Raw genomic sequence first — 24,952 nt, forward strand, 5'->3', positions numbered from 1 at the left:
CCTGTGAAGATCCTGTGGGAGCTGGCTTGCCAGCGATAGGGCACTCACATCCAGCCCCTGTGTTGTCTGACACTCCGCCATCGCTGGCAAGCCAGCTCCCACAGGGTTATTGGTTGGTTTCGAGGACCTTGTTCAGCTCGGCCCCATCAATACTCAGCGTTGCGGTATTGAGCATCCCGTCCAGATACGCCTGGGCAATCTGCTCCTGGCGTTGCGCACGCAAGGCCTGGGTCAGTTGATCGCGCAGTTCGTCGAGCGTCGCGGTACGTGCCGGTTGCTGTTCAGTGAGTTTGATCACATGGAAGCCAGCCGCGCCTTGCACTGGATCAGACACCGCGCCGACCTTCAACTTCGCCACCGCACCCCGTACCTCCGGCACCAGTTGCTGCAGTGGTTGCAGCCCGGTGTCGCCGCCGCGTTCGGCGGTCAGACGATCCTGCGAATACTGAGTCGCCAGTGCGGCAAAATCCGCCGGCGTGCTCTGGGCTTTCTTGCTCAGCTCGGTCGCCTGTTTGCGCACGCTTTCCAGGCTTTGCGCATCCGGCACCGCGAGGAAAATCTGGCTCACCCGATACAACGCCGGAGTCTGCCAGTTGGCCTTGCCAGCGTCGTACGCCTGTTGCAGCTCGGCCGCACTCGGGTAGTCCGCCGGCACGCTGCTGACCGAACGCAGGTAATCGCGAAACACGATTTGTTCGCTGGCCGCGCGGGTTTGCCGCACCACGTCCGGGCGCTGCGCCCAGCCCTGAGCATCGGCCTGTTCCAGCACGGCTTTCTCCGCCAACCGCGCACGAATCCAGCGTTCCAGCGCTTCACGGTTGCCGCGCAGTTGCTCGCGAGTCGCCGGCGGGACGGTCGCCAGCAGCGCCTGCAACTCCTGCGGCGTCACCTGCTGATTGCCCAAGCGCGCCACTGCCGGCCCCGCAGCAACCGCCGCCAACGGCGACGATTGTTGCGCTGCGACCGGGTCAGCACCCGGTCGCAGCACCAGCGCCACGGCTACCACCAACAGCGCCACTGCCCCGGCGCCGATCACCATGGCAGGTTTTTTCACAGCGCGACTTCCTCTTGCTCAGCGGTAGCGACTTTGGCCGTCGAGGCTTGCGCGGCCTGGCTGAAATCACGCAGGTAGACGATGAACTCCTGCAACAGGCGATCCCACAACTCCAGATTGCCGCGCAGGTGATCGTTGCTCACACCGGCCGCCAGCACCACGTCCATTTCCATCACCAGAAACTCGCCCTGCAACGACAACCGCGCAAAACGCCGGGTGGCGTTCCACTGTTCGGCCACACCTTGTGGCAACTCACCTTGCACCCGCAGCGCACAGCTGAACGTGAAGTCGACGTAGCTGCCCTGCTCCACCGCCGGGTTGCCGAAACGCACGGCATAACCGATGCCCTGACTGGCGCTGAGCAACTGGACGATGCCGTTCTGTTCGGTCTGGTTGACGCGATAACCGGCGGCTTGCAGGACTTCGGTCAGGGATTGTGGGGACACATGGCTGATCAATTGAGTCATTATTTCTTCCTTGTTTATCAGTGCGCGAGCGCAGCTTGCGGCGCGTCGAATTGAGTCTTGTAAAGCTCGTCACCAAACCCCTGGGCCAGTTCATCGAACTTGACCCGGGCGCTGCCCGCGAAGGGCTGGCGGATCTTCATCACCTCGGCGACATCGATGTTTTCGTAGGCGGTGAGGATCTGCTTGGCGACGCCGTACATCTGCTGATTCTTGACTGAACATTGCTGCACTTGTGTGTCACGTTCAGCCAATTGCGCTTGAAGCTTAGACCGTTCTGCCTCTTTGGCACGGGCCATGACCAGCAACTCGTCGTAGGCCTTCTTGAACTTGCCGACCTGCTCGTTGCTGGCGGCCACTTGCGCCTGGGCCTGGCTGTGCAGATTCTGCTGCTGGCCGGCCAACTGCTCGGCGAGGCCTTTGGCCTTGGCCAGTTCGGCGCTCAATTGCTTGATCTGCGCCTGCGCGGCCTTGGCCTCGTTCTGCGCCGCCAGTTGCGCGGCGCTGGCCTGAGCCTGCTGACTCTGCAGGGCCTGCAACTGCTGAGTGGTGCTGCGCAACTGGGTACGCAGACGCTCTTCCATGCCTTCGGCATGCGCGCCATGTGCGATGAAAAAACTCAGCCCCAACAGTAAAACTCGTGCGTGCATGACCGTACTCCCGGCGCCTTAGAAGCGCGTGTTGATCTCAAGCTGCAAGACGTCGATGTCGAACGGCGCGCCGTACACGGCTTCGGTGCTCATCCAGCGGCCGGTGGCGTAGACGTTCTTTGCCAGACCGTAATTGCCGCCGAGGATATAGCCCTTGGCGTTGGTGCCGCCGAGGTGGAACGAGGAGTCGTTGAAGCCGTCGGGCAAGGCATCCGGCTGGATGTACTTGTAGCCGGCGAACAGGTTCCAGTCGCCCTGCTTCTTCAGGTCCAGCGCGTTGCCGAGGGTGAACTGCACCATCCACGCATTGGCACCGCTTTCGATCTGGCCGTTGCTGTCGAGGTTGTTGACGATCTGTCCCTCGGAACGCTTGCGCATGTCGCCTTCGTCGTAACCGAGGTTGTGGATGTAGTTGCCCTGGCTGCGCAATTTGAAGTCTTGCGGCAGGTCGGCGTCCCACACCAGGTTCAGGTCGAGCAGGTTGAACTCCGACGCAAGACCGACGAATTGCGGTTGCGGCGTGGTGGTCGGGTTGGCCGGGTTCGGTGTGATGTCGCGCAGCAGGAACACGCTGTTGCCCTTCTGCATGAACGCCGCACGGGTGCCGTCGGTGTCGCAGCCCGGGGCGCCAGCCCACGGTTCGCAAGGGCTGGAGCGCTGGCCCTGAATGTCGTCGAAACGGTAGTAGGCCAACGCGCCCTTGAGACGATTGTTGCTGTTGATCGCCCACTTGGCGCCGATCTGCGCACCGTACAGCCACTTGTTGTCGCTTTCTTCCTTGTCGAAACCGTTGCTGGTGGTGGTGTCGTTGGTGTAATCCACCGGGAACGCGCCGACGGTGCCGAACACACCCCAGTCGCGATTGAGCTTGTGGTCGAAGATCGCTGCCACGCCGTCGAAGTTGAGGTCGTTGGAATACAGCATGTCGGTGGACATGAACGGGTTGGCGAAACGCCCGCCGGTCAGGGTCAGCTCGTCGGTGGGCTTCCAGTTCAGGTAGCCCTGATCAAGCCAGATGTCTTTCTTGGCGAAGCCGCCGCCGAGGTTCTGCGTGGTCGATACCGGGTTGTTGTCCGAGCCGGTGCCGATGCGGATGCCGGCGGTCCATTCCGGCGAAATCACCGCTTTCATGCCCAACCGCGCACGCAAGCGGAACAGGTTGGTGCGGTCTTCCCGGGTGTTGAGCAGCGGCGGCAGGCTGGTGCTGCTGTTGGGGTTTACGTCGTACGGGCCATTGTTATTGAGCTTGGCGAAGTCGACGATTTCGTTGCTGTTGCTGCCCGAGTAGTAACGCGATTCATCGCGCAGGCGGATGTCGCCGTCGAAGCTGATGCGCGAAGCCCAGTCCGGGAAGGTGTTGGGCGCTGCCCAGTTTTCCTGCTTGGCGGTGGCCATGACTTCGGCCTTGACCTGATCGCGGATCTGATCGCGCACCGCGGCCGGCACGTACTGCACGCGCACATCCCCGGGTGCCGCCACCGGTCCGGCCGCTATGGCGGTGGAAGCGGCGGCCTGCTTGGCTTGCGCCGCTTCGTTCTGCGCCTGGGCGATCAGCGCGTCGGCCTTGTCCTGTTTCAGAATGCCCTGCTCGACCAGCAAGCGGATCAGATTGATCGTGGCGTTCTCCGAGGGCGCAGGCGCTGCCGCGGCCTGACCGACCAGGGTCGCGATGACCATGCCGACCGCCAGGGACAATCGATTCACGTTGGAAATCATCTGCACACAACTCCTTTTCATACAGCTTTATGAATTCGGTTAACCCGGACGCCGCCCTTGCAGGGACAGGCGCACAGGCAAGGTGATGGAGGCCGGTGGCCGTTCGCTCAGGTGCGGCGCGTTACGCAATGCGGCCAGCACCTGAGTGTCGATCTCGGGCTTGCCGCTGGACTTGACCAGCTCGACCCGGGTGATTTCGCCGACGCTGCTCAGCCACACCTCGGCTTGCAGCGAAAATGCGAGGTTGCGCAGGTCGGGGTTCTCGCGCAGCAGCTTCTGAAAGGTGAACGCGAGGAACTGGCTGTAAGTGCCGGTGCCCAAACGTCCGCCACCCGCGCCGGCCATGCCGCCGCCCTTGCCGGCGCCGATGTTGAACGCGTCGTTGCCACTCTGCGCATCGCCGTCCATTTGCATCGGGTTGGCCAGATCGTCCGCCGGCGATGGTGGTGCCTCTTCCTCGGGCTTGACCTCTTGCGGCTCGGGCGTGGGTTCGGGCTCGACGACTTTTTCTTCCACCGGGGTTTCCGGCTCCGGCGGCTTTTCCGGAGGTGGCGGCGGCGGAGGCGGCAACGGAATGATCGTCGGCACCTTCGGCGCTTCACGGCGCACGCCGCTCATGTCATTGGCCCACTGCCACAGGAACCACGCGGCGAGCGCGCCGAGCAGCAGCCCGGCGCCCCACTTCAGATAACGCAACGGCGAACGCTTCACCGGCAGCGGCTCGATCGGGAGTTGTGCGGTCATCACTCAGCCCTGCGTCGGTTTGCCGGTCACCAGACCGACCTGAGACAGTTCGAGCCGGCGCAACAGATCCAGCACTTCGATGACCTTCTGGTACTGCACCGTGGCGTCGCCGCGCACGATCACCGGAAAATCCGGGCTCTGCGCCTTCTCGATGCGCAGGCGGTCTTCCAGCTCGGCGAGGGTCACCGGGTAGGCGTCGAGAAACACCTGACCGCCGTCGTTGACCGAAATCGCTTTGGTCTTGGCCTCCGACAGCGACACCGAGGCGCTGGCCTTGGGCAGGTTGATCTGGATCCCGGAGACCTGCGCGGTGGCGGTGAGGATGAACATCACCAGCACCACCATCAGCACGTCGACCAGCGGGGTGATGTTGATGCTGTCCACCGCTGCATCTTCGTCATCGTCGTGGGAGGCATTTACGGACGCCATGGCAGTGCTCCTCAGGCCGGTACAGAGTGGTTGGCGTGATGGCCGCGCTGATGCGCCGCTTCACTGGACTGGCCTTCGCCGTGCATCTCCGCCAGACGGGTGATGAACTCGTCGACGAACACTCGCATGTCGGCGCTGACTTCCTTGTTGCGGGTGATCAGGCGGTTGTAGCCAAACAGCGCCGGGATCGCGACGAACAGGCCCATGGCCGTGGCGAGCAATGCCGCAGCCATGCCTGGCGCGATGGCATTGATGTTGACGTCGCCGGCAATGGCGGTGCCGAGGAACACCACCATGATCCCCAGCACGGTGCCGAGCAGGCCGATGTACGGGCCGCCGGCGATGGCGTTGGACAGGGTCGAAAGTTTCGAGCTGAGCGCCTGGTTCTCACGAGTGCGTACGCCGTCCATCGAGCAACGGATGGCTTCGATAGTTGCTGCGGAAACCGAAGAGGTATCGGCGCCCTGCTCGCGGCGGGTGCGGATTTCCTTGACCGCCACCGCGTACAGGCGCCACAGCGGCGAGTGCTGCAGACGCTGGGCCAGTTGCGCGTCGTCGGCGAACATCTCCAGGCGCGTACCGACCTTGGCGAACTGCTCGCGGAAATCCTCGTTGGCCTTGCTCACACGGCTGAGGGTGCGGTTCTTGCGCAGCATGATGATCCACGACTGGAACATCATCAGCACCAGCACGGCGATGATCACCCAGGCGTCCACCGGTACGGCGTTGAGCAGGAAACCGAGGCTGCCGAAACCGAAGCCGGACTGCTCTTCGTCGACGCCGTAGGCCAGCAGTTTCGACTCCGCGCCTTGCGAGGTGGCGTCGGCCAGCAGCAACGGCGCGGGACGCGCGACTTTCGACAGGCGCAGTTCGTCGATGGCACCCACGAAAGGCTGGAAAGGACCCGCGGCCAGATCGCCGCCAATCGCCATCACCGAATTGAACGCCGGCATCGCTTGAGCGAGGGTCGCACTCTCACGACCGTTGATGTACAGGCTGACTTTCGAACCTTCAGCGGTCAGCGCGAGGTGCTGCCATTGGCCTGGATTCAGCGGCTGAGTAGCGACCGCACGCTGGCCGTCGATCTCCACGAACGGCACGCCTTGATTGACCCCGACCAGCAGGCTGTTGGCGCCTTCGCGGCGGGCCAGAATCAACTGCTCGCCACTGGCCTGATCCAGCCGCAGCCACGCACTGAAGGTGAACGCGCTGCCCGCGTTGTGCTGCAACGACGGACTGGCCGGCAGCAGTAGCGGCTGGCCGCTGAACTGCAAGGCGCGCCCCACTACACCGTCAATCGCCGCGCCGGTGGCGCTTTGTGCGGTGTTGCCGTAGGCGGTAGTGTCTTTGGCCGGGGTGCCGGTGGCGCCGTCGAAGTGATAGAGCGCGGTGTAATTCGGGTCGAAGGTCAACTGGCCGTTGCCGGTGGCCGGCGCCTTCTGATTGCCGTAGTACATCCAGATGTCCTGACGCTGCCCGCCCTCGACATTCGGCACGTCGACCCAGATCAGCGCCATGCCCATCAGCGCATCGAAGCTTTCGATCTGGTGGTTGAGCACGGTCTTGTCGTCGGCGGCGACGAAGCGCAGGTCCGAGCCGTCTTCCTTGACCCCGTCGAAGGTGAAGTTGCCGGTGTGCAAGCGCACCAGCAGCGCGGTGCGACCGAGGGCCTGATTGATCCCGGCGCCCTGCGGCGTGGTGTCGACGGCGATCTGTTTGCGGTAATGCCAGTCGTCCTGCCACCAGGCCTGCGCCGTGGCCGGGAGCACGAAGCCCAGGCAGATCAACAACGAAAGAATGAGGCGCTGCATGAACGTGCTCCTTTAGAAAGTGGCTTGAAGGTTGAAGTGCAGGCGCGATTCCTGCTTCGAGGTGTTCGGCCCTTCGAGTAGCGGATAACCCCAGTCGAGGCTGCCGGACAGCCATTTGCTGAGGCTGGCGCGGGTGCCGAGGCCGACGCTGGCCAGGGCGTAACTGGCGTCCTGATCCGGCAACTCGTCGCGCAGATACAGTTGCGCGCCTTCGGCAAAGGCGTAGAAGCGCCATTCCTGCATCCAGCTGCCGGCGTATTTCGCCAGCGACGGCGTGCGCAGTTCCTGACTGAGCAGCACGCCGTCATCGCCAGTGCGTTCCGCCGCCAGATAGCCGCGTACGGAAGTAGCGCCGCCGGCGGAAAACTGTTCGTTGGAGACCAGTGGCCCCGACGCCAATTGGAACGCGCCTTTGCTCGCGCTCTGCCAGTCGTTGTCGAAGGTCCAGGTGAAGTTGCTGTCGCCCTTGAGCACGGCGAAGCTCGGATTGGCGCGGTAGCGTTTGTAGTCGAAGTCTTCGTCGGAACTGCCGTAACCGAAAATGCTGCGGGTGGCCGCCACCAGGCTCAGGCCGAGGCCGAGCTGGCTCTTTTCGGTGTAACGGAAGCCGTTGTAGGCGAAGGTGAACGGCGCGTATTTCAGCGGCACCTTGTCGCTCTCGCCGGACAGGGTCAGGCGTTCGTCGAAGTCCTTGAAGTCGATGCCGGCCGACAGCGAGTTCGACCAGTTGCCACTGGACGGCAGCGTGTAGATCGCCGACACGCCGTAGGAGTGCCCCTTGCCCAACACGTTACTGCCGCCGATGGTGGCGACGTTGCTGTCGGACTGATAACCGGAGAACTGCACGCTCCAGCGCTCGCTCAGCGGCGCGGTGTAGGAAACCGACCAGAACTTGGCGTTGTCGGTGTCCTGCGGCGCGGTGAAGTAGGTCAGGTTGATACTGTGGCCGAGTTGCCAGAGGTTGTTGTAGCCGAGGCTGGTCACGGCGCGCAGCTTTTCGGTGTCGGCGCTGTAATCGTTGTTGAGGCCGACGCTGGCGCTCCACGGGTTCTGGTCTTCAACCTGCAAATCGACGTCCATGGTGCCGGGGCGCTGACCTTCGCGCACCAGCGGCATGACCTGGCGGCCCGGGGTTTTATTCAGCTGCGCCAGTTCGCCCTGAACCTTGGCGAAGTCCGGCACCTCGCCTTCTTTCAGCGCCGGGACGTTGTCGCGGATGTCCAGCGGCGAATAGTGTTTGGCCCCAACCACACGCACCCGGCCGACCTTGGTTTCGCTGACTTGCAGGTAGACGATGCCGTCCGCCACCGCTTGCTCCGGCAACTCGACGAACACCGATTGGTAGCCGCGCTCCTGATAAGCCTTCTGCAACGCATCGCGGGCGCCTTCGATGTCAGTCATGGCTTTTTGCGGGCCGAGAAACGGGTACACCGCCTCTTCGATCGCCCGGGCGTCGAGCACGGTGTTGCCGCGCACGAAGTATTCGTTGACGTCCACCAGACGTTGCGGCGCAGCAGCTTCGGCAGCCTCTTCGGCGAATGCCGGTTGCGCGCCGGCCGTCACCAGCAGCCAGCCCCACAGCGCCAGCCGTGACGTGAAAATCTGATCCACACTACCCCCTGAATTCGCGATGACCTGTTGGCGCTGTCGCGCGCCTTGTGTGTTGCGTCAGTTGCTGACTGTCGAGGCACCGCTGTGCTTGCCGAGCCAGGTGTGCAGCAGCGCGAAGTTCAACGAGAACTCGGGCATTTGCAGCAAGGCACCGCAGAACACTTCGCCGATGATTTTCTGAATGAGCAGCACCGCACGCGGGTTGTTGAGCAGCGTGGCGATGTCGCGACTGAGGACGTTGAAGCTCCAGACTTTCTGGTTCAGGCCCAGGCCGACGAACCAGCGGAACAGCAGGTTGTAATTGAGCTGTTCATACAGTTGCTGCTCGCTGGGCACCGAATACAGCAGTTGCAGGAGCAGGATGTGCATGACGGTTTGCGCGGGGATGAGCATGCCCGGTTCGGCATTCAGCTCGTGCAGGAGGCCTTGGTGGGCATCGAGCAAGTCGTCGATCTGCGGGCGCAGCAACACCAGCGAATGGCCGGGCGGAATGTAGCTGGAGACCTCTTTCAAGGCGCCCTGCCAGTCATCCTGCGACACGATCCAGACCCACGGCGCACCGTAGCGATACACCGAAACCGGCTTCTTGCGCGCGGCCTCGACGATCTTCGACAGGCGCTGATCGAGTTCCTGCATGCCCACTTTCGAGTAGCGTTCCATAGTCCCCATTGCCTCACTCCCGGCGTCCCGCCTCGGCTTGTGAAAAGCGCCCCGTTGGGCCCCTCAAGCGCGTTACATAGGCATGACCGGACTGGCTATGTGCTACCGAACTTTTGTCATGAAAGCTTCATGCTGAAATTGGTGGGAGAGCAAAATCAAAAGATCGCAGCCTTCGGCAGCTCCTACACCGGGATTGAGTACTCCCTGTAGGAGCTGCCGAAGGCTGCGATCTTTTGCTTCAGGAATAAACCGGCCAGGTGTCGACGATCTTGCCGCCACGCACCGCCAGCAGATCGCCGAATTGCAGGAGCACGGCTTCGGTCTGGGTGGGTCGCAGGAACACTTGATCTTCAACGGTCAGGCCCACGGCATTCGAACCGTTGACCATCTCCTGATTCGAACTGCGGCCATACACGCCATTACTCTGCAAACCGGCGGGCGATTCGAACTCGGCCATCCAGTTGCCGCCGTAAATGAAAAAGGTTTGGCGCTGGTTGGCGTCCCACCACGAGAACAACTTCGACTTGTCGTCCAGCGCCGGGATGTTCACCGCACCGGTGCTCTTCAGCACTGGCGTGGCGATGTAGGTCGCCGGCACGTGCTCAGCCAGCGACGGCAAGTCGTAATGCGTCGGTTTGAGCATCGCCGTGCCCACCGACACCTCGGTGCTGAGCTTCTCGTTTTCGTGGATGCGGTAACTCGGGCTGCCAGCGGTGTTCAGGCACAGGTTTTCGTTCCACAACGCCGGAAACTGCTGCCGGGTGAAATCGACGCAGCGCTGATAAATCAGCATGACCTTGGCGAACAGCTCCTCGGGCGATCCGAGAATCCCCGGCACGCCCATGCCCACGAACGGGTCGTAGCCCATGAACCCGGCGAACTCCAAGTGCTGCGAGTTGGCGCTGATCAGCGTCAGCATCTGCCCCAACACATTCACATCACTGACCCCGCCGCGATGCAGGCCGACATCCAGTTCGATGTTGATGCGCATCCGCGTGCCGAGCCCCTGCGCCAACGCCAGGTATTGCTGCAGACGTTCGGGGTTATCGATCAGCCATTGCAACTGCCTGGAAGGGTCGAACGGGCCTTTGTGAGTTTGATAGAACAGCTCGGCCGAACGCACCGGCAACGGCTTGCCGAGCAGGATGTCGGACCGGGGAAACGTGAGCGCATCGTGATTGAGAAACGGCTGATGAAACGACATGAGTTTTTGCGTCCCGGACCGTTGCGCGATGTAGCTCAGCAAGCCCGGCGACGGCAGGGATTTTTCCACCAGACGCAATTGCTTGCCGCCACGTTTGACCGACTGCATCACCACGTCGATGTTGTGATCGAGGCGATCCAGATCGATCAGCAGCACCGGGCGCATCGGGCCTTTGTCCTTCAGTTCTTTATTCAGCGCGCGGAAATACTCGCTGTACGGCGCACCGCGATCACCCGGCCGCAGCCAGGCGCCCACGCCCACCAATAAAGCGCCGACACCCAAAGTGCCGAGAAGAAAATTACGTCGATTGACCGCCATCAGCTCACCCCCAGAATCGACGCCAGATGCGCGTTGAGAAAACGTCTGCTCGGATCCAGCGCCTGACGTACGTCGACAAATTCGCGCCAACGCGGATACAGCGGCTGCAGACTCTTCGCGTTAAGCGTGTGCAACTTGCCCCAGTGCGGGCGGCCGTTGTACTTCCAGAAAATCGGCTCGACCGCGGCGAAAAAGTTGTGGTGATCCATCTGGTAATGCTGGTGCACCGAGATCGAACAGCTGTCGCGGCCCTCGAACATGCTCAGCGGAATGTCGTCGGCCTTGACGTAGCGGTACTCGATGGGAAACCAGGTGCGCAGGTTCTTGTCCTGAATCAGCTTGAGGATTTCACGCAGGCAGGCCGGGCCGTGCTCGGCGGGCACCGAGTATTCCATCTCGTTGAAGCGCACGGTGCGCACGTTGGCGTAGATGTCGAACGAGTCGCCGACCCGATCATCGAAACTCGCCAGATGCCGCAGGCTGTTGAGCAGCGTGCGGCGAAGCTCGGGGAAGTCGCTGCCGTATTTGTCGATCTTCTCGATCAGGGTCACGAACTCGTTACCGCCCTCCTCTTCGGGGGGAATCGGCGGCGTGGCCGGGTCATTGGTTTCGTTGAGGGCGATGGACAAGGCGTAATCGGAATGGGTGACCACGAGCATTTCCCAGTGCTGGTTTTCGCTGGTGTTCTTGTCGAGGTCTTCGAGCAGCTCTTCGGTCTTGGCGATCCACTGGCGTTCGCGCAGGCGGTAGGCCGGGCGGTTTTGCAGACGGATTTTCGTCGCCACGCCCAGTGCTCCGAGCGACACCCGCGCGGCGTTGAACACTTCGGGGTGATGCTGACTGTCGCAGTCCAGCACCTCGCCGCTGGCCGTCACCAGTTGCAGGCCGCAGACGTGTGCCGAATAGGACTGAAAGGTTTTGCCGGTGCCGTGGGTCGAGGTGGAAATCGCCCCGGCGAGGGTCTGGTAGTCGATATCGGCCATGTTCTGCAGGGCCTGGCCGACGTCCTTGAGCGGCACGCCCATGCGTGACATCGGCGTGCCGGCGCCGAATTCCGCCTGCAGGGTTTTCGGATCGTGGTCGAGCAAACCGGTGAAGTAGCTCAGCGACAGCAGCGTGCCGTCGGTGGGCACCAGGGCGCTGAACGAATGTGCCGAACCGACCGGGCGGATCTTGCCCTGGGCCTGACGAATCGCAGCGCTCAGTTCATCAAGATTCTTCGGCGCCAGTCGCGCCGCCGGCAGGCAACTCTGCCCGCCCGACCAGTTGCGCCAGGGAATCAGCCGCGGTGCACGCATCAACTGCCCCAGCGCGGGGTTGGCCGTCATTGCGGTGAAAGCGCCGACGATGCTTGCCCGTTGCAACAACTGACGCCGTGTCAGATCCATGCTCATGCGCGCGCCCTTATTGTGGGAGGGGCTGGTCGGCCATGAAGCCGATCAGTTGCAGGAATTGTTCTTCGCTGCACTCGACGCACTGGCCCATCGGCGGCATGCCGTTATAGCCGTTGATGGCGTGGTCGAGCAGCGTGTCGGTGCCCTGGCGGATGCGCGGTTCCCAGGCTTGGCGGTCACCGGTGAGCGGTGCGTTCGCCGCCGGGTTGGCGTGGCACAGCTGGCAGCTGTTGGAATAGATCTGCGCCAGTGCCGGGTCGGTGGGTGTGGCGTTGCGAGTAGCTGCCGGTGGTTTGGTTTTCTCACCACAACCGAACAGCGTCATCAACAGCGCCAGCAGTAAAGTGAATGGGATTGCCCGCATAAGGATCCTCGCCTGGGTACCGCTTATTGTTGTGAGCACACCTTAAGGCAGGCACGGCAGCGGGTTGAGGGCATTGCGGGACAACGAGGGGGCCAAACGGGGCCAGCCAGGATTGAGCTGGGGCTCGGACAGCACCACAAAACCTGTGGGAGCTGGCTTGCCAGCGATAGCGGAGTGTCAGCCAATGAAAGCCGCGGGAGTGCCGGCCTAATCGCTGGCAAGCCAGCTCCCACAGGGTAAACGGCGTAGCTGATCCCCCTCTGTTCCGCATCTCTGCGTGACATTCGCGTGACATTCGCGGGTTTAAATGTCGGCGTATTCAGGCGTATAACCTGTAAAGACTTTTTGATCTGTATACGGACATCAACACGGGGTAGCGACATGACCACAGCAAACATCCTTGGCAATCTGTTCCCTTCTGTCAGCGACATCCCGGAAAAATACCGCCTCGACGCTCAGGTCGAGCAACGCGAATACCTCGTCGATGGCCAACTGCGGCGCTGGGACGGCCCGCTCGCCACCGTGCGCAGCCCGGTGTACCTGCACGGCGAAAACGGTGATGAACAAGTGATTCTCGGCAGCACCCCGCTGCTCGACGCCGACACCGCGCTCACCGCCCTCGACGCCGCGGTGCGTGCCTACGATCGCGGTCAGGGCCTGTGGCCGACCCTGCGCGTGGCCGAACGGATCCAGCACGTCGAAGCGTTCCTCGGTCGCATGCGCCAGCAGCGCGAAGCCGTGGTCAAGCTGCTGATGTGGGAGATCGGCAAGAACCTCAAGGACTCGGAAAAAGAGTTCGACCGCACCTGTGACTACATCGTCGACACCATCAATGCACTGAAAGAACTCGACCGCCGTTCCAGCCGTTTCGAACTGGAACAGGACACCCTCGGCCAGATCCGCCGCGTACCGCTCGGCGTGGCACTGTGCATGGGGCCTTACAACTATCCGCTTAACGAAACCTTCACCACGCTGATTCCGGCACTGATCATGGGCAACACCGTGGTGTTCAAACCGGCCAAGCTCGGCGTGCTGCTGATCCGTCCTCTGCTTGAAGCCTTTCGCGACAGTTTCCCGAGCGGCGTGATCAACGTGATCTACGGCAGCGGCCGCGAAACCGTCAGCGCCCTCATGGCCAGCGGCAAGATCGACATCTTCGCCTTCATCGGCACCAACAAGGCCGCCAGCGACCTGAAAAAACTGCACCCGAAACCACACCGCTTGCGCGCCGCGCTGGGCCTGGACGCGAAGAACCCCGGGATCGTGCTGCCGGAAGTCGATCTGGACAATGCGGTCAATGAAGCGGTGACCGGTTCGCTGTCGTTCAACGGCCAACGCTGCACCGCGCTGAAAATTCTCTTTGTGCATGAAGACGTGGTCGACAGCTTCATCGAAAAATTCAACGCCAAACTGGCTACGCTGAAACCGGGCATGCCGTGGGACAGCGGCGTGGCGCTGACGCCATTGCCGGAGTCGGGCAAGGTCGATTACCTGCACGGTCTGGTGGCCGACGCACAAAGCAAGGGCGCCAAAGTGGTCAACCCCAATGGCGGCGAAGCGCGGGAGTCGTTCTTCTACCCCGCCGTGCTGTACCCGGTGACGCCGCAAATGCGCGTCTACAACGAGGAGCAGTTCGGCCCGGTGGTGCCAATCGTGCCGTACCGGCATCTCGATACCGTGATCGATTACGTGCTGGAATCGGACTTCGGCCAGCAACTGAGCCTGTTCGGCACCAACCCGGTGGCGATCGGCCGACTGGTTGATACCTTCGCCAACCAGGTCGGGCGGATCAACCTCAACGCCCAGTGCCAGCGCGGCCCGGACACTTACCCGTTCAACGGGCGCAAGAACTCCGCCGAAGGCACGCTGTCGGTACACGATGCCCTGCGGGTGTTTTCGATCCGCACACTGGTGGCAACCAAGTTCCAGGACAGCAACAAGGACCTGATCAGCGAAATCATTCGCGGCCGCGATTCGAGCTTCCTCACCACCGATTACATCTTCTGACGAGGACTTTGCACTGAGCACCTTCAGCACCCAACGACTGCCACCGCTGCTGCGGCGAATCCTGCGTCCGTTGCTGGACCCGTACCGCCGCTACCAGCACGCCCGACTGATTCACGCGGTGCGGGTAGCGCTGGGGCTGCTGGCGACCATCCTGCTGACCACCGGCATCAATCTGCCCCACGGCGAGTGGGCGTCGGTGACCATGCTGGTGGTGATCGGTGGCCTGCAACACCACGGCAACATCGGCAAGAAAGCCGCCGAACGCGCCACCGGCACTTTGATCGGTGCCGGCGTCGGTCTGCTGCTGGTGGCGCAGCAGGCGTGGCTGGGCCTGCCGTGGCTGACCTACTTTGCCATGGCGGTGGTCTGCGGCTTCTTTTCCTATCACGCGATCGGCAAGGGTGGGTACACCGCCCTGCTCTCGGCGATTACCGTGTTCATCGTTGCCGGACATGGTGACAACCCGATCACCGACGGCTTGTGGCGCGGGGTCGACATCCTGATCGGCATCGCCCTGGCCCTGGCGTTTTCCTTCGCCCTGCCGCTGTACGCGGTGTACTCGTGGCGCTACAACCTGGCCGATGCCTTGCGCGACTGCGCCACGTTGTACGGGCGGATCATTGGCGGCCAACCGGTCAGCGCCGATGAACACCTGAAGCTGATGGGCCGGGTGACCACGGTGATGGTGCAGCTGCGCTCGCTGATGCCTTCGGTGTCCAAGGAAGTGAAAATCTCCATGACCGAACTGGACGCGATTCAACGCAACCTGCGCATGTGCGTCAGTACCCTGGAAATCCTCGGCAACACCCGCCCGGATGCCAACGACCCCGAAGCCATGGCGCACCTGCAATCGGCGCTACGGGCCGAACACCGGGTGATCCGCGTGCAGCTGATCGGCATGGCCCGGGCCTTGAAGTCCGGCGCCACGCAACGCCTGCAGCGCCCGCTGGAGTTGCCGGACGCCAGTCTCGACACACCGGTCTACAACACGCTGGACGGCTACCGCTTGCTGACCCGCCAACTGGCCGCGAACATTGGCGAGCTGCGCCAGCGCCTGGCGATCACGGCGCCGCGCTGGAACATCTGAATCAGCGGAAAAATCCATGTAACAAAGCCGACATCATCACTACAATGCGCCGCACAACGGATGTGACATGGACGCATAAATGCAATTCAGGAAGAGTATCAACGCCCTGCGGGCACTGGCCGTGCTCGCGGTCGTGCTGTTTCATTTCAAGGTGCCAGGGTTTGAGGGCGGATTCGTCGGCGTAGACGTGTTTTTCGTCATTTCCGGCTTCCTGATGACCGGCATCATCGTCAATGGCGTGCAGCAGCAGAACTTTTCCCTCCTCGGTTTCTACGCCTCCCGCGCCCGACGCATCATTCCCGCCCTGCTGGTTTTGTGCGTTGCGCTGCTGGTCTTCGGCTACCTTTATCTACCGCTGGACGACTTGCGCGAAACCATCCGCACGATCAAGAGCAGCCTGCTGTTCAGCTCGAACTTCAGCTTTGCCGAAAGCGGCAATTACTTCGCGGCGCCGCTGCATGAAAACTGGTTGCTGCACACCTGGTCGCTGTCGGTGGAGTGGCAGTTCTACCTGCTCTATCCCGTGCTGATCATGGGGCTGCACACGTTTTTCGGTGCCGACAAAAGCCGATTTGCCCTGGTTGCCCTGGCGTTGATTTCGCTCGCCGCGTCCATCGTCGTGACCCGCGTCAACCCGACGTTCGCCTTCTACATGCTGCCCACCCGCGCCTGGGAAATGATCGCTGGCGGGCTGGTCTTTCTGTTTCCCTTGCGGCTCAGCCAGCGCGGTGCTGCGATTTGCGAAGGGCTCGGCCTGTTGGCCATTGCCGTCAGCGTGCTGGGCTTTTCTGAAGCGGATCTGTGGCCCGGTTATCTGGCACTGCTGCCGGTGCTGGGGACAATGCTGGTGATTCACGGCAACACCCGGTCGGTGTTCAGCAGCAATTCTGCGCTGCAGTTTGTCGGGAGCATTTCCTACTCGGTGTACCTGTGGCACTGGCCGCTGGTGGTGCTGCTGTACCTGTGCGGCCTGCTGAACAGTTGGCCACACGTGATCGGCGCGATAATCGCCTCGTTCGCCCTCGGCACCCTGTCCTTCTACCTGATTGAATCCAAGGTAAAAAAAGGTACGACCGCCACACGCACGGTGATCAAGTTCGCAGCGCTGACGGTGGCTATGGTTGCGGTGTCGGCAGTAACGTCGTCGCTGGTCAAGCAACACCCCGACTGGCGCCCGGCGCTGGTCGAACTGGGGCAGCCGCAATACACCAGCAAACTGTATCCGCAGGAGTGCTACCCCAACGCCTATGCGGCGGCGGATTGCAAGTTGGGCACAGGCGAGGTGTCAGTGATTCTGTATGGCGACAGTCACGCGCAATCCACCGCAGCAGCGGTGCAAATGCACAACCCGCAGGCGGCGCTGTCCTGGTCACGGGGCGGTTGCCCGACCCTGGCGCACTTCGCCATGCACGACAAGACCGTCGAAAGCCAGTGCCGGGGCTTCAATCAGGAAAAGCTGCAACAACTGAAAACCGCCTACGCCGGGATCCCGGTGGTGCTGTTCAGTCGCGCGGCGCTGTACGCGGATTCGGGTCGGGAAAACAGCTACCGGATTTCCTTTCCCGAGCGCCAGGCCGGGTTTGCCGAAGCCTATACCGAAGAGTACGTCAGCACGGTCTGCTCGATCGCTGAAAACCATCCGGTGTACATCGTCAAACCGATCCCGGAAATGCCCTTCAGCGTCTACAAGGGTCTGAATCTGAATCAGCGATTGTTCCGGCAAACCACGGACATTTCTCTGCCGTTGCAGGCATACGAGAAACGCAACCGCGTCGCCATCGCAACCATCGAAGCCGCCGCCAGCCGCTGCAACGCGACGGTGATCGATCCGACGCCGTACCTGTGCCCCAACGGCAACTGCATGGGTTCCATGGACGGCGTGCCGCTGTACTTTGACGACAACCATCTGGTGGATGCCGGCAATCAGCAGCTCAAAGGCCTGTTCAAGGATCTGATCAAGCCGATTTGAGCTGGCGCCGGGCTTTCAGGCCCCAGCCCTGTTGCATCCCGGCGGCGGCCAGCAGAATCGCTGCCACACCGACCCATTGCAGGATCTCCAGGCGATGGCCGAAAGCGAACCAGTCGACGAAAATCGCCGCAATCGGGTAGATGAAGGACAGCGCACCGGTCAGGGCAGTCGGCAATTTCTGGATCGCGCCGTACAGCAGCACATACATCAGACCGGTGTGGACGATGCCCAGCGTCACCAGACTGGCCCAGGCGCCGCCGGTTTGCGGCAAGCCGTTGAAGTGCGCGAACGGCGCGAGCAACAGCACTCCGGTGCAGACCTGGATCAGCGCGATCAGGTGCGGCGGCGTGCCGGTCAGGCGCTTGATGATCAGCGCTGCAATCGCGTAGAGCAACGCTGCACCCAGTGCCAGCGCGATGCCCAACAGGTAATCGCTACCACTCTCGCCCTGCCCGCCATGGGCGCTGACAATCGCCAGCATGCCGAGAAAGGAAATCGCCAGCCAGAACAGCTTCTGCAAGGTGATTTTCTCGCCGAGAAACAGCGCCGCCAAACCGACCAGCATGAACGGCTGCACGTTATAGACCGCCGTGCCGATGGCGATCGAGGCCCGGGAATATGAGCCGAACAACAACACCCAATTGCCGACAATCGCCACTCCGCTGAGCACCGCCAGCAGGAACGTGGTGCGGGTCAAAATGCCCGGACGCAAGAAGCCGAAAGCCGCGCATATCAGCAGCAAGGTGCCGGCGCCGAACACGCAACGCCAGAACACCACATCCAGCACCGGTTGCCCGGACACCAGCACGAACCAGCCGATGGTCCCGGAAATCAGCATGGCGGCGGTCATTTCCAATGAACCACGGCGGATTGTGTTGCCCATCATCGATCTCCCTAAGCATTTGACGAAAGCGTGGCAAAAGTATGCCAAGCCAACACCCCACGCCTCCAGCGCAAAAAGCAGGCTAAACTCGACTTCTGCCTTTTTTATCGCGGGTGGTTTACCGCAAGTGCCTAATCCCGGAGTTGCGCCATGACCGACGATATCGACCAGATCCTCATCAGCGCCTTGATGGACGACTCGCGCCGCTCGCTCAAGGCATTGGCGCAGATCAGCGGCCTGTCGTCACCCAGCGTGGCCGAACGGTTGCGCCGGCTGGAAGAGCGCGGCGTGCTCAAGGGCTACACCGTCGAAATCGATCCCAAGTGTTTCGGCTATCAACTGCAGGCGATCGTCCGGGTACGTCCGCTGCCGGGGCAACTGCAGGAAGTGGAACGCCAGATCCTGTCGATCCCCGAATTTACCGAGTGCGACAAGGTCACCGGAGAAGACTGCTTCATCGCCCGCCTGCACGTGCGCTCGATGGAACAGCTGGACACCCTGCTCGACCGCCTCAATACGCTGGCCGAAACCAACACCGCGATCGTCAAGAAAACCCCGGTCAAACGCCGGTTACCGCCGATGGCGTGAGTGCTTTTTGCGCCTGCTCGGCGTAGATTAAGGTTTTTCCGGCGAAGGATTGGCGGTAATGAGAACTCAGGCAGTGATGCTGGCGTTGTTGATGCTCGGCGGGTGCGGTACGGTGCAGACCGTTGTGCTTAGCGACAAGGCTTCCGTGGATCAACTGAAAACCAAGAAAAGCTACTGCGGCGCGGTGCCGCGCATCTACAGCGGTGCAACCTACGACTTCTGCATGCTGCACGCCGAAAAGCCGGATGACGTCGACGCGTTCAATTACCACAACGCTTCCTTTGGTTTGGTGGTCGATGCGGCAGTTTCCGGCGTGTTGGATACGTTTCTGCTGCCCTACACGATTTACAAGCAACAGGCCGATGGCAGCATCGTGATCAACTGATCCGCTTTTCGCAGACAACAAAAAACCCGCCGAAGCGGGTTTTTTGTTGATTCACAAACAGCGATCAGTCGTCGCGGCTCATGATGCCGAAGATCTGCAACAGGCTGATGAACAGGTTGTAGATCGATACATACAGGCTGATGGTTGCCATGATGTAGTTGCGCTCGCCACCGTGGATGATCGCGCTGGTCTGGAACAGAATGCACACCGACGAGAACAGCACGAAACCGGCGCTGATCGCCAGTTGCAGGCCGCTGATCTGGAAGAACATGCTCGCCAGCGTTGCACCCAGCAACACGAAGAAACCGGCGGTGATGAAACCACCGAGGAAGCTCATATCCTTGCGGGTGATCAGCACGTAGGCCGACAGACCACCGAACACCAGCGCGGTCATCGCAAATGCCGAGCTGACCACTTCAGCGCCGCCCTGCATGCCCAGGTAACGGTTGAGGATCGGGCCGAGCAGGAAACCCATGAAACCGGTCAGCGCAAAGGCGGACACCAGGCCCCACGCGGAATCACGGAGTTTGTTGGTGAGGAAGAACAGCCCGTAGAAACCGATCAGCACCACGAAAATGTTCGGGTAGCCGACGCGCATCTGCTGCGCCACGAACGCCATCACACCGCTGAATGCGAGGGTGAGCGCCAGTAGACCGTAAGTGTTGCGCAGGACGCGGCTAACCTCTAGCTGCTCAGCCTGCACGCTGTTGTGAACTGCGTAATCCTGTTCGCGCATGGCGACACTCCTGTTGGTTTGAAACGTTCAGTGGCAAAGATCATAACAGACGCTCTGTAACAAGCCATGCACAGAGTTTGACAGTGTGTTTCATTCAGGTATTATGGCGCCCGCAACGCAAACGGAGGTGTGGCCGAGTGGTTTAAGGCAACGGTCTTGAAAACCGTCGACTGTAACAGGTCCATGAGTTCGAATCCCATCGCCTCCGCCATCTTATGTATGACAAAGCCCTGATTATTCAGGGCTTTGTCGTTTCTGGCGTCCTGAAAAGTGACCGCTATCGGCTGTGAATTCAACCATCCGCTTCTGGCCGTTAGCTACCCAAGGCATAGAGATATCTCGAATTTCAGGTCGCACCTCTTCGCTGCGATCGCCTTGACCTCCCTCCCTCTTCACCTACACTCCCCGGCACCGGCAGTAAGCTCGTATCGGTGTTTTCCTGGACAATCATCTCAATGCAGTCAGGGATGAACGGAAAACTATTCAGGAAATGGATTCCGGAAACCATTGAATAAACGGGGCGTACTCCGAAAAGCCAAACGAGTAGGAATTTAAATAGGGAGATTTAATTCATGACAGCTCAAGAACATCTTGTTGGTGGATGGACCCCTTACCACAAACTGACTCCCAAGGATCAGGAAGTCTTCAAAGAAGCACTGGCCGGCTTCGTTGGCGTGAGCTACACGCCCGAAGAGGTTTCCAGCCAAGTCGTTAATGGCACCAACTATCGCTACAAGTCGAAAGCCACGCTTCCGGGTTCGCCAAACGGCTGGCAAGCGATCGTAGAGATCTACGCGCCAACTAATGGCAAGCCGCACATCACTCAGATCCATCGGATCTAAAAAAAGCTCCAATCTTCGGGTCTTCGCAGTCTAAGGCCCGAAGATCGATCAAGCCATCCCGCTACCGCGATCAAGAGTTTCTACAGCACTCCGTTGAGGTCGAAGTGGCTGGTCACTGTTCTGAATGCAACCCGCATTTCTCAATTGACGACACATTGGGCCATCGATGTCATCGCGCATCGGCCAAATGAAGTACGCCCCCCTCGCACGTCGACAAGTTGATGCTACAAACCCAGACCGACGCCAGTAGCGGATCGGGGTGATTTGCATATCAATCAGGTAGAAAAATTGAATTAGCCAGTTGTCCTCTTGGTCAAGAATTATGAACGCAGAAAATCTGACGAGGTGACAGCAATGACTATCCAGGCAGAGACACTCGTACAACTGACCGAAGCGCTTCAAGAGCAAGGAATGAATCTGGTTTCAGATGTTCACTTCACTCGCGCGCCATACCGGCAGAACCACCGCTGGATTTGCATCGTAGAGTAACCATGCTCGTTGCCGGTGGCTCGGACCAAGACTCCACCGCCGGCTCCCTATCCCGCTACGCCTTTTCCCTTCCGCCCACCCGCGCGCGACTGACACGCAGCTCAAGGCCGCGAAAGCGTTTTCAGCCGCTCAACCAAAGCCGCTTCAAAAATGACGTAAAGCCTTTCAGCATCGCCGGCACGTAAAACCCCGCTGGTTTCCAGCCCAAGCACGAAGCCATCCGCACGAGCGCCCGCCTTCACCGCGATAATCATCGAGTCTGCCCGGACAATCTGCGCCAGAAGCCGATCAGCTTCACGCTGCATCTTTTCGTTCAACACTACGCCTTCCACTTCCTCACCCTGCATTCAATGCGAGATCCAACAAATTGTATGATCAAGGCTACGCCGCCGATAACGGCGCCTCAAGCCGCAAACCAATGATCCTTCGCTATCGCAGCCATCAGGAACCTTTCAGGTGAACGAATTCCTTTTGCTTGATATCAAAACGGGCAGTTTCAAAAGCGTTTAGCCGTCGCCAGCTCGATCAATCATTACCGGAGAACAATGCATGCCTCTCAGTGAGACCATTCACAGAGCGTTGCTAAGCGCGGAGGAACGTTCCTCTATCGCTGAAATTGAAGCTACAACCAATATTCTGCAGCTCGTCACACGCATGACCGGAACGCGCTTCGCGGCGATCGCAAAATTCACCGACACGGAATGGATCGTCTGTTCCGCCTACGATCCGATCGAACTTGGGATCAACACCGGCGACACCCTGGAACTGGAGACCACGCTGTGCAGCGAGTTTCGCAGAGACCCTCAGGTGCTTTTCGTGCCACAGATAAGTTGCGACGGCAGGTTTTCCACACGTCCTGTGGTGAAGCAATATCTGATTGAAAGCTACGCAGGCGCGCCCATTTTCCTTCCAGACGGACAACTTTGGGGCGCGCTGTGTGCATTGGACTCCAGGGCAGTCATCTTCGACGATCCGGATCTGGCAGATACGTTAGGCCTGTTCGCGAGATTGATCGGCTGCATCTTCTACTCGAATCTGTCGGAGTCCGGCAGCGGCTACAGCAAGAACGGCTAAGGTGTTAGCGAATAACTGAAAACAGCCCTGAATGTTCAGGGTTGTTGCATTTGTCGCGTGTGTAAACAGACAAGATGCCGATACCGTGCGGGGACACCGAATCACGGCAGCGGCACTTACTCCAAGGAAGGCAGGAATCTGAACAATGTTGGAACACATCTGGCGCAGCATTCATTCACCGGGCTACTTCCCCAACGTCATGGAATGGATGGTCGATATTCTCCTCAATCCATTTATGGTAGTCATGTGCCTAATGGTTGGAGCACTCGCCGGTAGATGGTGGAGAGCCATCCCCTACGGCGGCATCACTTGTTATGTAGTGTTCTTGAGCCGGTCGTCATTCTATCGATGGTCAAGCATTTTCCCCGAAGCCGGCCTGCCTGCGCTGTTGATTGATGGTGCGCTGCTTGCCCTCCTCGGCTTTTATTTGAAAGGCGTGCTCAGAACCCGCGCAGGAGCAAAACCGGAAGGCCATTGGGTGCGTTGGCTTTACCAAAACCTGAAGGCCGTCATGCTGACAGTCGTGGTGATGTTCTGGGCACTCGTCGTGCTGTTTGTCGTGATCCTCACGGTCTCGATCGCTACCCAGCCGTCAGTGGTGAACTGAGTCTCCTTCTGCCAGGGCGGATCTGCACGAAAAGTCGTCGAATGGATTTTTTCTTACAGAAAACGCCGACACTCTCCTGCGACCCTCGGAGCAGGCAATCCCGGTGTTGCGGATCCTGCAGTCGACCCTTCTCTGTTCCCTAAGGTTTGAAAAAATTGCGCCAGGTGCTCGCCTGCCGACCGCTAGTCACTTGTGGCGCTATCACTGTGAACTTACGTTGGCCGGCAGTCCTCTCCCTCTTACATTCAGATGAAGCAAGGGGCAAGCGGTCATGAGAGCACTCACGTATCACGGCGCGCACAGCGTCAAGGTCGACACCGTTCCGGATCCGGTTATCGAGGACAATGACGACATCATTCTGCGAGTCACGGCAACGGCGATCTGCGGCTCTGACCTTCATCTCTACCGAGGAAAAATCCCAACCGTCGAGCATGGCGATATCTTCGGTCATGAGTTCATGGGAATCGTCGAGGAGGCGGGCTCGGCAGTGACCGCTGTGCAACCCGGCGACCGCGTGGTCATTCCTTTTGTCATCGCCTGCGGCAGCTGCTTCTTTTGCGCGATGGATCTGTTCGCGGCCTGCGAGACAACCAATACCGGTCGTGGAGCGATCATCAATAAAAAGGCAATACCCCCAGGCGCTGCTCTCTTCGGCTTCAGCCATATGTACGGCGGAGTGCCCGGCGGTCAGGCTGAATACGTGCGCGTACCGAAGGCCAACACCGGGCCGTTCAAAGTGCCGGGGACGCTGTCGGATGAAAAAGTCCTGTTCCTTTCCGACATTCTCCCCACTGCCTATCAGGCCGTGACCAACGCCGGCATTGGTCCCGGCTCGAGCATCGCCATTTATGGCGCAGGCCCCGTCGGTTTGCTGAGCGCGGCCTGTGCGAGGATGCTCGGGGCCGAGCAGATTTTCATGGTCGATCACCATCCTTATCGCCTGGCCTACGCGCAGAAAACCTATGGCGTAATTCCGATCAACTTCGACGAAGACGACGACCCTGCCGATACGATCATTCGGCAAACCAAAGGGATGCGCGGCGTCGACGGCGTCGTGGATGCGGTCGGGTTCGAAGCAAAGGGAAGTACGACGGAAACGGTGCTCGCGACCCTCAAACTTGAAGGCAGTAGCGGCAAAGCGCTGCGGCAGTGTATCGCTGCAGTCAGGCGTGGAGGTGTGGTCAGCGTCCCGGGCGTTTATTCCGGGTTTATTCATGGCTTCCTGTTCGGCGATGCATTCGACAAGGGATTGAGCTTCAAGATGGGGCAGACCCATGTGCACCGTTTCCTGCCTGAGCTCCTGGATCACATCGAAACGGGTCGTCTTGCACCGGAAGTCATCATCAGCCATCGCCTGTCACTGGAGCAGGCCGCCGAGGGATACAAGATTTTTGATAAAAAACAGGAGGACTGCCGAAAAGTCATTCTGACACCCGGTGACAGCCACATCGCCGTGCCACAGACCGACAGCAGTGCAACACTGTTGACGACCTGAAGCTGGCGATACGTGGATCGGACAAATCAATCCGCACGTCAAATGGCGTGCGGATTTATGCGTCAAGCCTGCCCTCGCCCGCCCGGGGCTGTATTGGGCGACGACGGCACGGCCTTCAGTGATAATCCTTACCGGCGACCGCAAGCAGATAGGCTGCGTCCGCGTCCCTTCGCAGGTCGCGTAATTCGGTCAGGGTCAACATACCCAATCGATCCATCTCGTCAGACTTGCGCAACAGTTCCTCGTGATAGGCATCGGGACAATCCATGCGCAGCTCTCGATTTTCCAACGCCCGATACCAGGCATCCAGGGCATGCAGTCGTGATTCTTGCTCAAGTGTCAGCTGATTCTTGAAAGCGTTCATTACCGTC

Annotated in this window: 25 protein-coding genes and 1 tRNA gene; 10 read left to right on the forward strand and 16 right to left on the reverse strand. The window is 60.4% G+C overall.

Annotated elements, in window-relative coordinates; all coding sequences use genetic code 11:
• Positions 1–106 precede the first annotated feature (106 nt).
• The 12 genes from ABV589_RS02095 to ABV589_RS02150 form a co-directional block, all read right to left on the reverse strand.
• The gene (locus ABV589_RS02095; protein WP_367084668.1) at positions 107–1,054 is read right to left on the reverse strand and encodes a peptidylprolyl isomerase; all 948 of its coding nucleotides are present in this window, start codon (positions 1,052–1,054) and stop codon (positions 107–109) included.
• On the reverse strand, positions 1,051–1,521 hold the full coding sequence (locus tag ABV589_RS02100; RefSeq protein ID WP_139054507.1) for a YbjN domain-containing protein: 471 nt from the start codon (positions 1,519–1,521) through the stop codon (positions 1,051–1,053). Before ABV589_RS02100 ends, ABV589_RS02095 begins: the two co-directional genes overlap by 4 nt.
• 17 nt (positions 1,522–1,538) lie before the next feature.
• Positions 1,539–2,168, reverse strand: a complete 630-nt coding sequence (locus ABV589_RS02105) for a DNA repair protein (RefSeq protein ID WP_367084669.1) — start codon at positions 2,166–2,168, stop codon at positions 1,539–1,541.
• An 18-nt stretch (positions 2,169–2,186) separates the two neighbouring features.
• Positions 2,187–3,884, reverse strand: coding sequence for a putative porin (locus ABV589_RS02110; RefSeq protein ID WP_367084670.1), 1,698 nt, complete (start codon positions 3,882–3,884; stop codon positions 2,187–2,189).
• 39 nt (positions 3,885–3,923) lie between these two features.
• Positions 3,924–4,628 carry an energy transducer TonB gene (locus ABV589_RS02115; protein ID WP_367084671.1) on the reverse strand — a complete coding sequence of 235 codons (705 nt, stop codon included), beginning with the start codon at positions 4,626–4,628 and terminating at the stop codon, positions 3,924–3,926.
• A gap of 3 nt (positions 4,629–4,631) precedes the next feature.
• Positions 4,632–5,057 (reverse strand): biopolymer transporter ExbD, encoded by a 426-nt coding sequence (locus tag ABV589_RS02120; protein WP_095135492.1) that lies wholly within the window; start codon positions 5,055–5,057, stop codon positions 4,632–4,634.
• A gap of 11 nt (positions 5,058–5,068) precedes the next feature.
• Complete coding sequence (locus ABV589_RS02125; RefSeq protein WP_367084672.1) at positions 5,069–6,868, reverse strand: DUF2341 domain-containing protein; 1,800 nt, start codon at positions 6,866–6,868, stop codon at positions 5,069–5,071.
• A gap of 12 nt (positions 6,869–6,880) precedes the next feature.
• On the reverse strand, positions 6,881–8,479 hold the full coding sequence (locus ABV589_RS02130; protein ID WP_367084673.1) for a ShlB/FhaC/HecB family hemolysin secretion/activation protein: 1,599 nt from the start codon (positions 8,477–8,479) through the stop codon (positions 6,881–6,883).
• 57 nt (positions 8,480–8,536) lie between these two features.
• Positions 8,537–9,148, reverse strand: a complete 612-nt coding sequence (locus tag ABV589_RS02135) for a transposase (RefSeq protein WP_108590298.1) — start codon at positions 9,146–9,148, stop codon at positions 8,537–8,539.
• Between the two features lie 229 nt (positions 9,149–9,377).
• Entirely contained in the window at positions 9,378–10,586 is a 1,209-nt protein-coding gene (locus ABV589_RS02140) for a DSD1 family PLP-dependent enzyme (protein WP_367086243.1), read from the reverse strand.
• A 74-nt stretch (positions 10,587–10,660) separates the two neighbouring features.
• Positions 10,661–11,989: a D-arabinono-1,4-lactone oxidase gene (locus tag ABV589_RS02145; protein WP_367086244.1), complete on the reverse strand. Its 1,329-nt coding sequence runs from the start codon at positions 11,987–11,989 to the stop codon at positions 10,661–10,663.
• 76 nt (positions 11,990–12,065) lie between these two features.
• Entirely contained in the window at positions 12,066–12,419 is a 354-nt protein-coding gene (locus tag ABV589_RS02150; protein ID WP_367084674.1) for a c-type cytochrome, read from the reverse strand.
• 381 nt (positions 12,420–12,800) lie between these two features.
• Here ABV589_RS02150 and ABV589_RS02155 point away from each other — a divergent pair, with 381 nt between their 5' ends.
• The 3 genes from ABV589_RS02155 to ABV589_RS02165 all read left to right on the forward strand — a co-directional run bounded on the left by ABV589_RS02155 (position 12,801) and on the right by ABV589_RS02165 (position 17,482).
• On the forward strand, positions 12,801–14,426 hold the full coding sequence (locus ABV589_RS02155; protein ID WP_367084675.1) for an NADP-dependent glyceraldehyde-3-phosphate dehydrogenase: 1,626 nt from the start codon (positions 12,801–12,803) through the stop codon (positions 14,424–14,426).
• 46 nt (positions 14,427–14,472) lie between these two features.
• A complete protein-coding gene (locus ABV589_RS02160) occupies positions 14,473–15,513 on the forward strand; it encodes an FUSC family protein (protein ID WP_367086245.1) in 1,041 nt (346 codons plus the stop codon).
• Positions 15,514–15,592: 79 nt separating this feature from the next.
• On the forward strand, positions 15,593–17,482 hold the full coding sequence (locus ABV589_RS02165) for an acyltransferase family protein (protein WP_367084676.1): 1,890 nt from the start codon (positions 15,593–15,595) through the stop codon (positions 17,480–17,482).
• Here the strand turns inward: ABV589_RS02165 and ABV589_RS02170 are convergent.
• On the reverse strand, positions 17,469–18,365 hold the full coding sequence (locus ABV589_RS02170) for a DMT family transporter (protein WP_367084677.1): 897 nt from the start codon (positions 18,363–18,365) through the stop codon (positions 17,469–17,471). The two genes, ABV589_RS02165 and ABV589_RS02170, sit on opposite strands and share 14 nt — an antisense overlap.
• A 150-nt stretch (positions 18,366–18,515) precedes the next feature.
• On the opposite strand from ABV589_RS02170, the gene ABV589_RS02175 reads away from it, so the two are divergent.
• Positions 18,516–18,953, forward strand: a complete 438-nt coding sequence (locus ABV589_RS02175; RefSeq protein WP_367084678.1) for an Lrp/AsnC family transcriptional regulator — start codon at positions 18,516–18,518, stop codon at positions 18,951–18,953.
• Between the two features lie 58 nt (positions 18,954–19,011).
• Positions 19,012–19,338, forward strand: a complete 327-nt coding sequence (locus ABV589_RS02180; RefSeq protein ID WP_367084679.1) for a YceK/YidQ family lipoprotein — start codon at positions 19,012–19,014, stop codon at positions 19,336–19,338.
• A 64-nt stretch (positions 19,339–19,402) separates the two neighbouring features.
• On the opposite strand, the gene ABV589_RS02185 is transcribed toward ABV589_RS02180, so the two are convergent.
• Complete coding sequence (locus ABV589_RS02185) at positions 19,403–20,074, reverse strand: Bax inhibitor-1/YccA family protein (protein ID WP_027613775.1); 672 nt, start codon at positions 20,072–20,074, stop codon at positions 19,403–19,405.
• Between the two features lie 123 nt (positions 20,075–20,197).
• Here ABV589_RS02185 and ABV589_RS02190 point away from each other — a divergent pair.
• Positions 20,198–20,285 (forward strand) — tRNA-Ser (locus ABV589_RS02190).
• Positions 20,286–20,646: 361 nt separating this feature from the next.
• The gene (locus ABV589_RS02195) at positions 20,647–20,916 is read left to right on the forward strand and encodes a hypothetical protein (protein ID WP_007969132.1); all 270 of its coding nucleotides are present in this window, start codon (positions 20,647–20,649) and stop codon (positions 20,914–20,916) included.
• 590 nt (positions 20,917–21,506) lie between these two features.
• Here the strand turns inward: ABV589_RS02195 and ABV589_RS02200 are convergent.
• A complete protein-coding gene (locus ABV589_RS02200; protein WP_338801688.1) occupies positions 21,507–21,752 on the reverse strand; it encodes a hypothetical protein in 246 nt (81 codons plus the stop codon).
• A 202-nt stretch (positions 21,753–21,954) separates the two neighbouring features.
• On the opposite strand from ABV589_RS02200, the gene ABV589_RS02205 reads away from it, so the two are divergent.
• From ABV589_RS02205 to ABV589_RS02215, 3 genes are all read left to right on the forward strand, one after another.
• The gene (locus ABV589_RS02205; protein ID WP_367084680.1) at positions 21,955–22,479 is read left to right on the forward strand and encodes a GAF domain-containing protein; all 525 of its coding nucleotides are present in this window, start codon (positions 21,955–21,957) and stop codon (positions 22,477–22,479) included.
• Between the two features lie 145 nt (positions 22,480–22,624).
• Positions 22,625–23,086: a hypothetical protein gene (locus ABV589_RS02210; protein ID WP_367084681.1), complete on the forward strand. Its 462-nt coding sequence runs from the start codon at positions 22,625–22,627 to the stop codon at positions 23,084–23,086.
• A 271-nt stretch (positions 23,087–23,357) separates the two neighbouring features.
• Positions 23,358–24,581 (forward strand): zinc-dependent alcohol dehydrogenase, encoded by a 1,224-nt coding sequence (locus ABV589_RS02215; protein WP_367084682.1) that lies wholly within the window; start codon positions 23,358–23,360, stop codon positions 24,579–24,581.
• A 115-nt stretch (positions 24,582–24,696) separates the two neighbouring features.
• On the opposite strand, the gene ABV589_RS02220 is transcribed toward ABV589_RS02215, so the two are convergent.
• A complete protein-coding gene (locus ABV589_RS02220; protein WP_007969102.1) occupies positions 24,697–24,945 on the reverse strand; it encodes a hypothetical protein in 249 nt (82 codons plus the stop codon).
• Positions 24,946–24,952: the final 7 nt, after the last annotated feature.

Source organism: Pseudomonas sp. HOU2, assembly GCF_040729435.1.
GTDB lineage: Bacteria > Pseudomonadota > Gammaproteobacteria > Pseudomonadales > Pseudomonadaceae > Aquipseudomonas.

What these genes read in the sequence shown, in the direction of transcription:
- ABV589_RS02100 (WP_139054507.1), bottom strand. Translation starts at nt 1,521, where the DNA reads ATGACTCAATTGATCAGCCATGTGTCCCCACAATCCCTGACCGAAGTC.
- ABV589_RS02105 (WP_367084669.1), bottom strand. Translation starts at nt 2,168, where the DNA reads ATGCACGCACGAGTTTTACTGTTGGGGCTGAGTTTTTTCATCGCACAT.
- ABV589_RS02110 (WP_367084670.1), bottom strand. Translation starts at nt 3,884, where the DNA reads ATGATTTCCAACGTGAATCGATTGTCCCTGGCGGTCGGCATGGTCATC.
- ABV589_RS02115 (WP_367084671.1), bottom strand. Translation starts at nt 4,628, where the DNA reads ATGACCGCACAACTCCCGATCGAGCCGCTGCCGGTGAAGCGTTCGCCG.
- ABV589_RS02120 (WP_095135492.1), bottom strand. Translation starts at nt 5,057, where the DNA reads ATGGCGTCCGTAAATGCCTCCCACGACGATGACGAAGATGCAGCGGTG.
- ABV589_RS02125 (WP_367084672.1), bottom strand. Translation starts at nt 6,868, where the DNA reads ATGCAGCGCCTCATTCTTTCGTTGTTGATCTGCCTGGGCTTCGTGCTC.
- ABV589_RS02135 (WP_108590298.1), bottom strand. Translation starts at nt 9,148, where the DNA reads ATGGGGACTATGGAACGCTACTCGAAAGTGGGCATGCAGGAACTCGAT.
- ABV589_RS02145 (WP_367086244.1), bottom strand. Translation starts at nt 11,989, where the DNA reads ATGACGGCCAACCCCGCGCTGGGGCAGTTGATGCGTGCACCGCGGCTG.
- ABV589_RS02150 (WP_367084674.1), bottom strand. Translation starts at nt 12,419, where the DNA reads ATGCGGGCAATCCCATTCACTTTACTGCTGGCGCTGTTGATGACGCTG.
- ABV589_RS02155 (WP_367084675.1), top strand. Translation starts at nt 12,801, where the DNA reads ATGACCACAGCAAACATCCTTGGCAATCTGTTCCCTTCTGTCAGCGAC.
- ABV589_RS02165 (WP_367084676.1), top strand. Translation starts at nt 15,593, where the DNA reads ATGCAATTCAGGAAGAGTATCAACGCCCTGCGGGCACTGGCCGTGCTC.
- ABV589_RS02170 (WP_367084677.1), bottom strand. Translation starts at nt 18,365, where the DNA reads ATGGGCAACACAATCCGCCGTGGTTCATTGGAAATGACCGCCGCCATG.
- ABV589_RS02175 (WP_367084678.1), top strand. Translation starts at nt 18,516, where the DNA reads ATGACCGACGATATCGACCAGATCCTCATCAGCGCCTTGATGGACGAC.
- ABV589_RS02180 (WP_367084679.1), top strand. Translation starts at nt 19,012, where the DNA reads ATGAGAACTCAGGCAGTGATGCTGGCGTTGTTGATGCTCGGCGGGTGC.
- ABV589_RS02185 (WP_027613775.1), bottom strand. Translation starts at nt 20,074, where the DNA reads ATGCGCGAACAGGATTACGCAGTTCACAACAGCGTGCAGGCTGAGCAG.
- ABV589_RS02195 (WP_007969132.1), top strand. Translation starts at nt 20,647, where the DNA reads ATGACAGCTCAAGAACATCTTGTTGGTGGATGGACCCCTTACCACAAA.
- ABV589_RS02200 (WP_338801688.1), bottom strand. Translation starts at nt 21,752, where the DNA reads ATGCAGGGTGAGGAAGTGGAAGGCGTAGTGTTGAACGAAAAGATGCAG.
- ABV589_RS02205 (WP_367084680.1), top strand. Translation starts at nt 21,955, where the DNA reads ATGCCTCTCAGTGAGACCATTCACAGAGCGTTGCTAAGCGCGGAGGAA.
- ABV589_RS02210 (WP_367084681.1), top strand. Translation starts at nt 22,625, where the DNA reads ATGTTGGAACACATCTGGCGCAGCATTCATTCACCGGGCTACTTCCCC.
- ABV589_RS02215 (WP_367084682.1), top strand. Translation starts at nt 23,358, where the DNA reads ATGAGAGCACTCACGTATCACGGCGCGCACAGCGTCAAGGTCGACACC.
- ABV589_RS02220 (WP_007969102.1), bottom strand. Translation starts at nt 24,945, where the DNA reads ATGAACGCTTTCAAGAATCAGCTGACACTTGAGCAAGAATCACGACTG.